Genomic DNA, 12,070 nt, shown 5'->3' with positions numbered 1-12,070 from the left:
CGGGACCCTCGCGGCACGCCTCACCCGGTGCCCGTCGCGGGCGTTCGCGCCGGAGGGCCGACCCGCCGCGGCACGCTCAGTCCCCGTGGTCGTAGACCGTCACCGGTATGCCGCGCTCCACCAGCCGCTCGGTGATCAGCGGCTCGACCCGGGACCACTTCCCGCCGGCCAGCCCGCAGCCGATGCGGGGCATGTGGACGCAGGCCCCGAGGCCGGCCGCGTGGTCGGCGAGGCGGGTGAGGGCGGTGTCGATCGCCTCGTAGCGGACGGGGACGCCCTTGCTGCCGGTCCTGGTGCCGCGCTGGCCGATCATGTTCGCCACCCAGGCGTACCGCTCGACCTGGACCAGTTGCACCGCGCCCAGGGCGAAGTCGTTGGACGCGCGGTCGCGGTGCCAGGCGCGGTAGGCGGCCTCCGGCTCGGGCCAGCGGCGGGACAGGGCCAGGACGAAGCCCTTCCCCCAGCCGCCGATGTCGTTGCAGACATGGGCGACGATCGTGACGCCCTTCACCGACGGAACGGTGGCGTCACCCCGGACGTACGTGATCCCCGACATGACGCCACCGTAGGGGCTGCCACTGACACCGGCACCGGCCCGCTGCCTCGTGAGGTCGCTCGGCGCGCGCCCGGCGGCCCGCTCGCCCCGGCGAGGGAGGAAGCCGCACCGCGGGACGTCTCGCACGGCCGTCCGGTCGGCGTGCCCGGGTGTCACAACTCCGGTGGTACAGCTCCGGTGGTACAGCGATACTGCTGCGCATGACGACCGAGACCGGGAAGCCGCAGGGACCCGCCGCCGAGGGGCCGGGCACGGTCGCCCCCTCGACACCGGCCGAGGCGTCCCGAAGGGGAGAAGAAGGCGTGGAGTCCACCCTCACGGTCGACGAACTGGCGGCCCGGGCCGGTGTCACGGTGCGCACGATCCGCTTCTACGGCACCAGGGGCCTGCTGCCGCCCCCGGTGCTCGGTCCGCGGCGGGTCGGTCACTACGGGCGGGAGCACCTGGCCCGGCTGGCGCTCATCGAGGAGCTGCAGCGCCAGGGCATGACGCTGGCGGCCATCGAGCGGTACCTGGGGCAGCTGCCGCCGGACCTGTCCGCACGGGAGCTGGCGATCCAGCGGGCGGTGGTGGCCTCCTGGGCGCCGGAGGCCACGGAGACGGTGACGCACGGGGAGCTGGAACGCAGGGCGGGCCGGGCGCTCGGGGAGGAGGAGACCGAGCGGCTGGCGGCGATGGGCGTCGTCCGGCGCGAGGGTGAGCGGTACGGCGTCGACACCGGTCTGCTGCGGCTCGGCGTCGAACTGCTGGACGTACCGCTGTCGCACGAGACGATCCTCGCCGCCCGCACCACGCTGACCGAGTACTCCCGCGCGGCGGCCCACGAGCTGTCGCGGCTGCTGCGCGACGCGGTGGCCGAGCGGGACGCCCGGGACGTGAGGTCGCTGTCCGCCCACATGCAGCCGCTCGTGGTGCAGGCACTGCTCACGACGTTCCAGCGGTCGCTGCGGGAGGAGCTGCGGGAGTGGATGGACGGCGACGCCCACGAGTGACGCGGGACGGCCGCGGGTGACGCCGGACGGCCGCGGGTGACGCGGCGGAGTGCCGCGTCACCCGGCGGGGGCGCACCGTCAGCGGGCGTCCGTGAAGACCTCCCCCTTCTCCGCCTTCTCCACCAGCAGCGCCGGCGGGGTGAAGCGCTCGCCGTAGCGGTCGGCGAGTTCCCGCGCGCGGGCCACGAATCCGGGCAGGCCGGTCCCTCCCCCGGCGCCGCCGTCGTAGCCGTTGATGTACTGCAGCACGCCGCCGGTCCAGCCGGGGAAACCGATGCCGAGGATCGAGCCGATGTTGGCGTCGGCGACGGAGGTCAGCACGCCCTCCTCCAGCAGCCGGACGGTGTCCAGCGCCTCGGCGAACAGCATGCGCTCCTGCATGTCGCGGAACGGGATCGCGTAGCCGGGCCGGGTGAAGTGCTCGCGCAGTCCCGGCCACAGGCCGACGCGCCTGCCGTCCTCGCCGTACTCGTAGAAGCCGGCGCCCCCGCTGCGCCCCGGCCGGCCGAACTCGTCGACCATGCGGTCGATGACGGCCTCGGCGGGGTGCGCGGTCCAGGTGCCGCCCGCCTCCTCGACCGCCCGCTTCGATTCGGTGCGGATCTTGCGGGGCAGGGTCAGCGTCAGCTCGTCCATCAGGGAGAGCACCTTGGCCGGGTAGCCGGCCTGGGCGGCGGCCTGCTCCACCGACGCGGGCTCGATGCCCTCGCCGACCATGGCGACGCCCTCGTTGATGAAGTGCCCGATGACCCGCGAGGTGAAGAAGCCGCGCGAGTCGTTGACCACGATCGGCGTCTTGTTGATCTGCCGCACCATGTCGAAGGCGCGGGCCAGCGCCTCCTCACCGGTGCGCTCGCCCTTGATGATCTCGACCAGCGGCATCTTGTCGACCGGCGAGAAGAAGTGCAGCCCGATGAAGTCGTCCTGCCGCTCCACGCCCTCGGCCAGCGCCGTGATCGGCAGGGTGGAGGTGTTGGAGCACAGCAGCGCGTCCTCGGCGACGACGTCCTGGATCTCCTGGAAGACCTTGTGCTTGAGCGCGGTGTCCTCGAACACCGCCTCGATGACCGCGTCGCAGCCCGCCAGGTCGGCGACCTCGGCGGTGGGCGTGATGCGGGCCAGCAGCGCGTCGGCCTTCTCCCGGGTGGTGCGGCCCTTGGCGACGGCCTTGGCGCACAGCTTCTCGGAGTAGCCCCTGCCCTTGAGCGCCGCCTCCGGGGAGACGTCCTTCAGCACGACCTCGATCCCCGCGCGGGCGCAGGAGTAGGCGATGCCGGCGCCCATCATCCCGGCACCGAGGACGGCGACCTTGCGGACCCGGCGGGGCTCGATGCCCCGGGGGCGGTTGGCGCCGGAGTTGACGGCCTGCAGATCGAAGAAGAACGCCTGGATCATGTTCTTCGAGGTCTGTCCGGCGGCCAGCTCGACGAAGTAGCGGGCCTCGATGACCTGGGCGGTCTCGAAGTCGACCTGGGCTCCCTCGACGGCCGCGGCGAGGATGCTCCGCGGGGCCGGGTAGGGCGCGCCGTTGGTCTGCTTGCGCAGGGTGGCCGGGAAGGCGGGCAGGTTGGCCGCGAACTTCGGGTGGGCCGGGGTGCCGCCGGGGATCCTGTAGCCGGGCCGGTCCCAGGGCTGGGCGGACTCGGGGTGGGCGTCGATGAAGGCGCGGGCCTTGGCGAGCAGGTCCTCCGGGCTGTCGGCCACCTCGTCGACGAGGCCGTTCTCCAGGGCGCGCCGCGGGGTGTACTGGGTGCCCTGGAGGAGGACCTTGAGGAGGGCGTCGGCGATGCCGAGCAGCCGGACGGTGCGGACGACGCCGCCGCCTCCGGGGAGCAGGCCGAGGGTCACCTCGGGGCAGCCGATCCTGGAGCCGGGGGCGTCGAGGGCGATCCGGTGGTGGCAGGCCAGGGCGAGTTCGTAGCCGCCGCCGAGGGCCGCCCCGTTGATCGCCGCGACGACCGGTTTGCCGAGCGTCTCGATGCGGCGCAGCCGGCGCTTGATCGCCATGCCGCCGTCGAACAGGTCCTGCGCCGTCTCCGGGGTGACCCGGATCAGGTCGCGCAGGTCGCCGCCGGCGAAGAAGGTCTTCTTGGCGGAGGTGAGGATGACGCCGCGGATCGAGTCCTTCTCGGCCTCCAGGCGGTCGGTGATCACGGCGAGGGAGTCGCGGAACGCCTGGTTCATGGTGTTCGCGGACTGGTCCGGGTCGTCCAGGACGAGGGTGACGACGCCGGTGTCGTCCTGCTCCCAGCGGATGGTGGTGCTCTCGGTCATCAGGGGGTCTCCGTAAGGGGTCGCGTGCGGGTCGCCGGGATTCAGAGGCGTTCGACGATGGTGGCGATGCCCATGCCGCCGCCCACGCACAGCGTGGCCAGGCCGTACCGCAGGTCGCGGCGCTCCAGTTCGTCGACGAGGGTGCCGAGGATCATCGCGCCGGTGGCGCCCAGCGGATGGCCCAGCGCGATGGCGCCGCCGTTGACGTTGACCTTCTCCAGGCTCAGCCCCAGGTCCTTGACGAAGCGCAGCACGACCGCGGCGAACGCCTCGTTGATCTCGACCAGGTCGATGTCGTCGATCGTCAGCCCGGCCCTGGCGAGCGCCTTGCGGGTGGCCGGGGCGGGGCCGGTGAGCATGATGGTGGGCTCGGAGCCGGACACGGCGGCGGAGACGATCCGCGCGCGCGGGGTGAGCCCGTAGCGCTCGCCGACCTCCCGGGAGCCGATGGCGACCAGGGCGGCGCCGTCGACGATGCCGGAGGAGTTGCCCGCGTGGTGGACGTGGTCGATCCGCTCCACCCAGTGGTACTTCTGCAGCGCCACCGCGTCGAAGCCGCCCCGCTCGCCGATCTCCGCGAAGGACGGCGCGAGGGCCGCGAGGGAGTCGGCGGTGGTGCCGGGGCGCAGGTGCTCGTCGCGGTCGAGGACGACCAGGCCGCTGCGGTCCCGCACCGGCACCACGGACCGCGCGAAGCGGTTCTCCTTCCAGGCGGTGGCCGCGCGCTCCTGCGACAGCGCCGCGTACTCGTCGACGTCGCGCCGGGAGAAGCCCTCCAGGGTGGCGATCAGGTCGGCGCCGATGCCCTGCGGCACGAAGCCGACCTCGAGGCTGGTCATCGGGTCGTTGAACCAGGCGCCGCCGTCGCTGCCCATCGGCACCCGGGACATCGACTCCACGCCGCCCGCCAGGACCAGGTCCTCCCAGCCCGAGCGCACCTTGGCGGCGGCCAGGTTGACGGCCTCCAGCCCGGAGGCGCAGAAGCGGTTCTCCTGCACGCCGGCCACCGTGTCGGGCAGCCCGGCGGCGACGGCGGCGGTGCGGGCGATGTCGGAGCCCTGGTCGCCGACCGGGCTGACCACGCCGAGCACGATGTCGTCGATCGCCGCCGGGTCGAGGTCCGGGAAGCGGGCGCGGATCTCGTGGAGGAGGCCGACGACCAGGTCGATGGGCTTGGTGCCGTGCAGGGCGCCGTTCGCCTTGCCGCGTCCGCGCGGGGTGCGGATCGCGTCGTACACGTACGCTTCGGTGCTCACGGGGAGGCCTTTCGCTGAGGGTTCGAGGACGGGGACAGCAGTCGGGGTACGTCCCAGTCGCGGGCCACGTCGTCGGTGTCGGCGCCCGGCCGGGCGGGCCCGGTGCGGACGGTGGCGGGGGTCGCGGAGAACCGCGGGGCCGGTGCGGGCTGGGTGATGCCGCCGTGGTCGGTGAAGGTCCCGCGGGCGGCCAGGTGCGGGTGGTGCGGGGCCTCGCGCAGGGACAGCACGGGTGCCACGCAGGCGTCGGAGCCCTCGAAGACGGCCGTCCACGCGTCGCGGGTGCGGGTCCTGAAGCGGGCGGCGACCTGCTCGCGCAGCTCCGGCCACCGGGTGACGTCCGCGTGGGCGGCGGCCCGGTCCTCGAGGCCGAGCAGGCGCAGGAACTCGGCGTAGAACCGCGGCTCCAGCGCGCCCACCGCCATGTGGCGGCCGTCGGCCGTCTCGTACGTGCCGTAGTACGGGCAGCCGCCGTCGAGGAGGTTGGCGCCGCGCCGGTCCTGCCAGGCGCCGGCGGCGAGCATGCCGTGGATCATCGCGGAGAGGTGGGAGGCGCCGTCCACGATGGCGGCGTCGACGACCTGTCCGGTGCCGGTGGCGCGCGCGTGGTGCAGGGCGGCGAGGACGCCGACGACGAGATAGAGGGAGCCGCCCGCGTAGTCGCCGAGGAGGTTGGCCGGGACGGCCGGGGGCCGGTCCGGGTCGCCGATCATGCCGAGGGTGCCGGTGGGGGCGAGGTACGCGATGTCGTGCCCCGCGCGGTCGGCGAGGGGCCCCTGCTGGCCCCAGCCGGTCATCCGGCCGTAGACCAGGCGCGGGTTGCGGGGGTGGCAGTCCCCGGGGCCGACGCCGAGGCGCTCGGCGACGCCGGGGCGGTAGCCCTCGACGAGGACGTCGGCGCGTTCGACCAGGTCGAGGACGCGCGCGGCGCCGTCGGGCGCCTTCAGGTCGACGATCACGGAGCGCTTGTTGCGGTTGGTGACGTCGTACGCCGGATCGATGCCGAGGCCCGGGCCGCCGGGGCGGTCCACGCGGACGACGTCGGCGCCCAGGTCGGCGAGGAGCATGGCGGCGAACGGGCCGGGCCCGATACCGGCGAGCTCGATCACGCGCACGCCGGCGAGCGGACCGTGCCCCGCCGTCTTCGCCTCCGTCATCCGCAACTCCGCTCCGGCTGTGACACAACTGATGTAACACCAGTGATGCTAGGAACGTGTCCCACCCGGCACAAGACCGGGCGAGCAAGCGCTTAGTACCGCCGTGCGGTTCCGTGAGCCGTTCGGGGGGTTTCTCGGCGGGAGGCACCGTCGGCGACGGCTTCGGCGGGCTGCGGCTCGCCGGTGTCCGTGCCCGTCGGTCCGGTGCCGGACCAGTCTAGGAGTCCGGTCGGGGTCACGGCCCGGTAGGACACCGCCCGTGTCCTGCCGGGCGCCGCCCGCGTCAGGGCCGAAGGGGGACGGGCACACGGGCCCGCCGCCGTCCTCAGCGGTTGCGGCGGGTGAGGGAGGCGCTGAGCGCGGTGGCGAAGGCGCACCAGCCGGCGTACGGCGCCAGCACCGCGGCGGCCTTCCGGTCGCTGCGCGCCACGCGGCGGATGAGCCGCAGGTTGCTCGCGTCGAGCAGCAGGGCGCCCCAGACACCGGCCGCCGGACTGCGGCGGGCGAAGAACAACCAGGTCCATGCCGCGTTGAGCGCCAGGTTCGTGCCGAAGCCGGCCACGAGGGCACGTCGCTCACCGCCGCGGGCACGGTTCACGGCGTGGCCGGCGCTCCACGCGATCGAGGCGTACAGCGGTGTCCACACCGCCGGGAAGACCCGCGCGGGCGGCTGCCAGGCCGGCTTGTCCAGCGATGCGTACCAGGCGTCCGACGGGGCGGCGGCCCGCCCTCCCACCCAGGCGCTCAGACCCACCGCCGCCCCGGCGGCCGCGTACGTCCACCGGCCGCCGGACCCGTCCCGTGGGGTCCTGTGCTTCGTCCGCATGCCGGACGCGTACCCCTGCGACGGCGGGAAACACGGGGCGCGTGCCGCCCCGCCGCCCGGTGCCGGGGGCCGGGGGCCGGGCCGCGCGGGAGCGGGCGGCCCGGCCGGATGCCCGTGCGGGTGCACCACCGGGTCCGCCGGTCTCGGCGGGCGGACCCGGTCACCGGGCGAAGGGGGGCCGGTGCCGTCGGGCTCCCGGTCGGCCGCGAAGGTCCGTGCCGCGGCTCCGATGCGGTGCTCCCGCCGCGGCCGGAGCCGTCACGGTGTCGGAGCCGTCACGGTGTCGGAGCCGTCCTGAACAGGCCCGTCCGGATTCCTTCGGGGCCGCCGTCGTGCTCTGCCCGCCGCACGCTAACCTCGGCGACCGACAGCGGCGGGTTGCACGACCAAGGGGTGTCATGAGCAGGCTGAACAGGACGGACCGTCCGTACGACATCGTGCTCTTCGGAGCCACCGGCTTCGTCGGGGCGCTCACCGCGGAGTACCTCGCCGCCCACGCGCCCGCCGGGCTGCGCTGGGCGGTCGCGGGCCGCAGCGCGCAGAAGCTGGAGCGGCTGTGCGAGCGGCTGCCCGGGGGCGCGGGAATCGGCCGGCTGCGGGCGGACGCGTCCGACCCGGCCTCGCTGCGCGAACTCGCCGAACAGGCGCGCGTGGTGGCCACCACGGTGGGCCCCTACGTGGAGTACGGCGAGGGACTCGTCGCCGCCTGCGCGGAGACCGGCACGGACCACGTCGACCTCTCGGGTGAACCCGAGTTCGTGGACCTGGTGTACGTCCGCCACGACGCACGCGCGCGGGAGACCGGCGCACGACTGGTGCACGCCTGCGGGTTCGACTCGGTGCCGCACGACCTGGGCGCCTACTTCACCGTGCGGCAGCTGCCCGAGGGCGTTCCCCTGACCGTGGACGGTTTCGTGACCGCCGACGCGGCCTTCTCGGGCGGCACGTTCGCCTCGGCGCTGGGCCAGTTCGCCCGGCCCCGGCAGCTCCGCGCGGCGGCCCGGGACCGCCGGCGCCATGAGCCGCGGCTGGTGGGCCGCCGGGTCTCGGTACCGTCGGGTGCGCCGCGCTACGCCCCGGAGGTGGGCGCCTGGGCCCTGCCGCTGCCGACCGTCGACGCGCAGATCGTGCGCCGGTCGGCGAGGACGCTCGACCGGTACGGGCCCGACTTCCGTTACCGGCACTACGCGGCGGTCCGCCGTCTTCCCGTGGCGGTCGGCGGGGCCGCGGCCGTGGGCGCTCTGGTGGCGGCGGCCCAACTGCCCGCCGCGCGGCGCCTGCTCTCCGACCGGCTCAAGCCCGGTGAGGGGCCGAGCCCCCAGAAGCGCGCCCGGAGCTGGTTCACCGTCCGCTTCGTGGGCGAGGGCGGCGGACGGCGCGTGTACACGGAGGTCTCGGGCGGTGACCCCGGCTACGACGAGACGGCGAAGATGCTCGCCGAGGGGGCGCTCAGCCTGGCCCTCGACGACCTCCCGCAGACGTCCGGGCAGGTCACGACGGCGGTGGCGATGGGCGACGCGCTGATCGAACGGTTGCAGAGCGCGGGGATCCGCTTCCGCGTCGCCGCGACCCGCTGACGGGCGGACCGGGCCGGGACCGCCCTGCGGCGGCCGTTCGGGAACGGTGCGGATCATCCCGGCGATCCGGCCGGGCCCGGCCGGTAGGGCGAGCACCGGCCCGGTCGTCACGGCCCGCTCGCCGGGCCGGGCGGAAGGCGCGGCGGGCTCGGGCGCGCGGCGCGGCGCCATGCGCCCGAGCCCGTCGGCGGGGCTGGTGACCGGGCATCCGTGCACGTACTCGGTGCGCACATGAGCGCCCCCGGTTCGGCGCGTGCGGCTCGGTGTTCCCCGACTTGGGACTTGCGGGCCGCCCCGGCCCGGCATCCCGACGCCGATCGGCGGAACCGGTCCTCGAAGTGCCAACAAGGAGTTCAATGAAACCCTTGAAGGCATGCGATTCCTTCTCGAAGTCACCATGGACGGCGAAGCGTTGGCGAAGGACCCCGCCGGGGAGCTCGGGCGGATCCTGCGGTACTGGGGCGGGAACGTGCGCCACTTCCCGCTGGAGCCCGGCGACGGGTCGGTGATCTACGACTCGGAGTACCGCGAGGTGGGGCACTGGAAGGTCGAGACGGCGGCCGGGGCGGAGAAGGGGGTCTCCTAGGTCCCACGGCGCCCGGGCCGGGGCCGGCCGGGGTTCAGGCCCCGGCCGCCTCGCGGAGCGCCCTGCGGCACAGGGCGTCCGCCCTGCGGGTGGTCTCCGGGAGGCGGTGGGCGGGGGTCAGCGCGAGGGTGTGGGCGCAGGCGTTGTCGAGGTCCGTCCGATGGCCGACCGAGACGAAGACCGGCTTGACCGCGTCCCTCGTGCGCAGGGCGCGGCCGACCTCCTCGCGGCCGTCGAGCAGCGGTGCCGTGCTGCCGCGCGGGGTGTCCGGGGTGTCGTGGGCGAAGGTGAAGGGGTTCTTGGCGACGCCGATCGTCGGCAGGCTGGTGAGGACGCCGAGGTGACTGGCGAGGCCGAAGCGGCGGGGATGCGCGCGGCCGTAGCCGTCGCAGACGACCAGGCCGGGCGGGCAGGGCAGGGCGTCGAGGGCGGCGAGGACGGTGGGGAGCTCGCGGAAGGCGAGCAGCCCGGGCACGTACGGGAAGGAGATCCGGCCGACGGCCGTGGCCTCGGCGACGACGTCGAGGCTCGCCGCGTCCAGGACGACGGCCGCCGCCGCGACGACGTCCCGCTCGTCGTCGTACGCCACGTCGACCCCGGTGACCCGGCCCGTCCCGGGCGGCGGGCCCGGCTCGTCGAGCACCACCCGCGCACGGAGTGCGTCCTGGACGGCGCGGGCCTGTTCCTCGGTTCCGGGCCAGTCGGCCGGTATGCGTACGGTCGTCATGGTGCCCCGAGCCTACGGGGCGTGCGCGTTCCGCGCGGCGGGCGTCCCCGGCCCCGCGCACGACGGCCCCGCAGACGGGGCGGTGGGCGTCACCGTCGGCGGGGCCGCGCGGGGCGGCTCACTTGCCGAGCGCCCGCTGGAGCTGGCTCTTGTTCATGTGCGAACGGCCCTCGACGCCTCGGCGCTTGGCCTCCTCGTACAGCTGGTCGTAGGTCGGTCCCTGGGAGCCCTTGCCGGACCGCTGGCCGCCCCGCTTGCCGGACGACATGTCCTGGGTCGAGGTGCGGCTCGCGCTCTTGGACTCACCGGAGCGGGCGCGCTCCTTGTTCACCGTCCGCGCGGCGATCTCCTTGGCGCGTCCCGTGCTCTCGCCCCGGCCCTGCGCGCTCTCCTTGATGTGCTCGTACTGACGCTCCCGCTTGGGGCTGGAACCGCGCGGCATGTCCGCTCCCTTCCTCTCGCGTTCAGCGAACGGGTACCCACGTCGGCGGCAAATAGGACCCGTCGCATGCGCCGGCGCTCCGGTCGGGCCCCCTCCCCTCCTCCACCGCCCCGCGCACGGCCGCGGCGCGCCCGCCTTCTCCGCCCGTCCGGCCGTCCGCCCCTCCGCCTCGTCGGTGCCGTCCGGACGGCACCGACGAGGCGGAGGGAAAATCCGGCGAACAGCGCAAATGCCGTGCGGAGTACGTGAGAAGAGCCTCGTCACCCGGGTGCATGAAGGCGGTGACAGAGGTCACTCGGTCTCCGTGTGCACGGATTGGCTGATTCCGTCGTCTCTTTCGATAGCCGACCCGATCCGCCCGGAAGCCCGTCCAGACGTCACGAGGGAGCAAGGCGTTGTCCACCGTCATCGAGCAGCCCGTCGAGGCCCGTCTCGTCGCCGCCGCGCCGCGGATGCCGAGCATTCCCGCCACCCTGCACTACGACCGGAGGGACCCGTTCGCCGTCCGCATGACCTTCCCCGCACCCGCCACCCTGGAGGGCGTGGAGGTCTGCTGGACCTTCTCCCGCGAGCTGCTCACCGCGGGACTGCAGGGCCCCGAGGGCCACGGCGACGTGCGGGTGCGTCCGTACGGCTACGACCGCACCGTGCTGGAGTTCCACGCCCCCGAGGGCACCGCCGTCGTGCACGTCCGCTCGGGTGAGGTGCGCCGCTTCCTCCAGGCCACGAGCGAGCTGGTGCCGACCGGCCTGGAGCACCTCCAGCTCGATCTGGACCACGGTCTCGCGGAGCTGATGCGCGACTCCTGCTGAACCGGGGCCCCGCGGCTCAACGCGCGCCGCCGAGCAGGGTGTTGAGTTCCGCGTAGTCGAGTCCGCCGACCAGCGTGCCGTACGTCCCCGTACCGAGCAGCTCCCGCGCCGCGCGGCGGACCAGGGCGTGGGCGGCCTGGGCGATGCCGGACCCCGCGCTCACACGGGCGACGCCCAGGGCGGCGAGGTCGGCGACCGGTGGTGCGCCGGGCCCGACCATCACGTTCAGCGGCCCGTCGACCCCGGCGGCGAGTTCCCCGACGGTCCCCGGGTCGACGGCCCCGGGGACGAAGATCCCGTCGGCGCCCGCGGCCCGGTAGGCGGCGGCGCGTTCCAGGGTGCGGTCCACTCCCCCGGCGCCGCGCAGGAAGGTGTCGACGCGGGCGTTGACGAACAGCGGCACACCGGCCGCGTCGGCGGCCTCCCGGGCGGCGGCGATCCGCTCGGCCTGCTCGGTGACGGGACGCAACGGGCCTTCCGCCGCGCCGTGCAGGGCGTCCTCGATGTTCACCCCGACCGCGCCGGCGGCGACGACCGCGCGCACGGTGTCACCGACGCCGGCCGGATCGTCGGCATAGCCGCTCTCGATGTCCGCGGTGACGGGCACGTCGACGGCTCCGGCGATCTCCGCGACGGCCCTCAGTGCCCGCTCGCGGTCCACTCCGTCCCCGTCCGCCGCGCCGAGGGCCCAGGCGAGACCGGCGCTGGTGGTCGCCACGGCGGCGGCGCCCGCCTCCTCCACCAGCCGGGCACTGGCGAGGTCCCAGGCGTTGGGCAGGACGAGCGGACGGCCCGGGACGTGCAGGGCCCGGAAGGCGAGGGCGCGGTCACGGAGGGTGGCGGTGGGATGCGTCATGCGGATCAC

The 12,070-nt window shown here is 74.6% G+C and carries 12 protein-coding genes; 4 read left to right on the top strand and 8 right to left on the bottom strand.

From position 1 onward, the window contains the following. Positions 1-76: 76 nt before the first annotated feature. Positions 77-556, bottom strand: coding sequence for a macro domain-containing protein (locus CP969_RS32135; protein WP_016823692.1), 480 nt, complete (start codon positions 554-556; stop codon positions 77-79). 200 nt (positions 557-756) lie between these two features. Between CP969_RS32135 and CP969_RS32130 the strand changes: the two genes are divergently transcribed. Beyond that, positions 757-1,548, top strand: a complete 792-nt coding sequence (locus tag CP969_RS32130) for a MerR family transcriptional regulator (protein WP_086018989.1) — start codon at positions 757-759, stop codon at positions 1,546-1,548. A gap of 78 nt (positions 1,549-1,626) precedes the next feature. Here CP969_RS32130 and CP969_RS32125 read toward each other — a convergent pair whose 3' ends face one another. From CP969_RS32125 to CP969_RS32110, 4 genes are all read right to left on the bottom strand, one after another. Then, on the bottom strand, positions 1,627-3,822 hold the full coding sequence (locus CP969_RS32125) for a 3-hydroxyacyl-CoA dehydrogenase NAD-binding domain-containing protein (RefSeq protein WP_016823693.1): 2,196 nt from the start codon (positions 3,820-3,822) through the stop codon (positions 1,627-1,629). A gap of 41 nt (positions 3,823-3,863) precedes the next feature. Next, on the bottom strand, positions 3,864-5,078 hold the full coding sequence (locus CP969_RS32120; protein ID WP_004980325.1) for an acetyl-CoA C-acetyltransferase: 1,215 nt from the start codon (positions 5,076-5,078) through the stop codon (positions 3,864-3,866). After that, positions 5,075-6,235, bottom strand: coding sequence for a CaiB/BaiF CoA transferase family protein (locus CP969_RS32115; protein ID WP_016823694.1), 1,161 nt, complete (start codon positions 6,233-6,235; stop codon positions 5,075-5,077). Before CP969_RS32115 ends, CP969_RS32120 begins: the two co-directional genes overlap by 4 nt. Before the next feature lie 325 nt (positions 6,236-6,560). Continuing rightward, on the bottom strand, positions 6,561-7,061 hold the full coding sequence (locus CP969_RS32110; RefSeq protein WP_004980330.1) for a TspO/MBR family protein: 501 nt from the start codon (positions 7,059-7,061) through the stop codon (positions 6,561-6,563). Positions 7,062-7,459: 398 nt separating this feature from the next. Here CP969_RS32110 and CP969_RS32105 point away from each other — a divergent pair, with 398 nt between their 5' ends. Then, on the top strand, positions 7,460-8,638 hold the full coding sequence (locus CP969_RS32105) for a saccharopine dehydrogenase family protein (RefSeq protein WP_016823695.1): 1,179 nt from the start codon (positions 7,460-7,462) through the stop codon (positions 8,636-8,638). 373 nt (positions 8,639-9,011) lie between these two features. Further along, positions 9,012-9,224: a hypothetical protein gene (locus CP969_RS32100; RefSeq protein ID WP_016823696.1), complete on the top strand. Its 213-nt coding sequence runs from the start codon at positions 9,012-9,014 to the stop codon at positions 9,222-9,224. A 34-nt stretch (positions 9,225-9,258) separates the two neighbouring features. Here CP969_RS32100 and CP969_RS32095 read toward each other — a convergent pair whose 3' ends face one another. Beyond that, positions 9,259-9,951, bottom strand: coding sequence for an endonuclease V (locus tag CP969_RS32095; protein ID WP_016823697.1), 693 nt, complete (start codon positions 9,949-9,951; stop codon positions 9,259-9,261). Positions 9,952-10,069: 118 nt separating this feature from the next. Further along, complete coding sequence (locus CP969_RS32090; protein WP_016823698.1) at positions 10,070-10,393, bottom strand: hypothetical protein; 324 nt, start codon at positions 10,391-10,393, stop codon at positions 10,070-10,072. Between the two features lie 395 nt (positions 10,394-10,788). Here CP969_RS32090 and CP969_RS32085 point away from each other — a divergent pair, with 395 nt between their 5' ends. After that, positions 10,789-11,205 carry a spore wall synthesis regulator SsgD gene (locus tag CP969_RS32085; protein WP_004980344.1) on the top strand — a complete coding sequence of 139 codons (417 nt, stop codon included), beginning with the start codon at positions 10,789-10,791 and terminating at the stop codon, positions 11,203-11,205. Positions 11,206-11,221: 16 nt separating this feature from the next. On the opposite strand, the gene CP969_RS32080 is transcribed toward CP969_RS32085, so the two are convergent. Continuing rightward, the gene (locus CP969_RS32080; protein ID WP_026084703.1) at positions 11,222-12,061 is read right to left on the bottom strand and encodes an isocitrate lyase/PEP mutase family protein; all 840 of its coding nucleotides are present in this window, start codon (positions 12,059-12,061) and stop codon (positions 11,222-11,224) included. Between the last annotated feature and the right edge of the window lie 9 nt (positions 12,062-12,070).

The organism is Streptomyces viridosporus T7A (assembly GCF_008704515.1).
GTDB lineage: Bacteria > Actinomycetota > Actinomycetes > Streptomycetales > Streptomycetaceae > Streptomyces > Streptomyces viridosporus.
This window is presented reverse-complemented; position numbering and strand designations above follow the sequence as displayed.

Coding starts and splice junctions, on each gene's coding strand:
- CP969_RS32135 (WP_016823692.1), bottom strand. CDS start 556: ATGTCGGGGATCACGTACGTCCGGGGTGACGCCACCGTTCCGTCGGTG.
- CP969_RS32130 (WP_086018989.1), top strand. CDS start 757: ATGACGACCGAGACCGGGAAGCCGCAGGGACCCGCCGCCGAGGGGCCG.
- CP969_RS32125 (WP_016823693.1), bottom strand. CDS start 3,822: ATGACCGAGAGCACCACCATCCGCTGGGAGCAGGACGACACCGGCGTC.
- CP969_RS32115 (WP_016823694.1), bottom strand. CDS start 6,235: ATGACGGAGGCGAAGACGGCGGGGCACGGTCCGCTCGCCGGCGTGCGC.
- CP969_RS32110 (WP_004980330.1), bottom strand. CDS start 7,061: ATGCGGACGAAGCACAGGACCCCACGGGACGGGTCCGGCGGCCGGTGG.
- CP969_RS32105 (WP_016823695.1), top strand. CDS start 7,460: ATGAGCAGGCTGAACAGGACGGACCGTCCGTACGACATCGTGCTCTTC.
- CP969_RS32100 (WP_016823696.1), top strand. CDS start 9,012: ATGCGATTCCTTCTCGAAGTCACCATGGACGGCGAAGCGTTGGCGAAG.
- CP969_RS32095 (WP_016823697.1), bottom strand. CDS start 9,951: ATGACGACCGTACGCATACCGGCCGACTGGCCCGGAACCGAGGAACAG.
- CP969_RS32090 (WP_016823698.1), bottom strand. CDS start 10,393: ATGCCGCGCGGTTCCAGCCCCAAGCGGGAGCGTCAGTACGAGCACATC.
- CP969_RS32080 (WP_026084703.1), bottom strand. CDS start 12,061: ATGACGCATCCCACCGCCACCCTCCGTGACCGCGCCCTCGCCTTCCGG.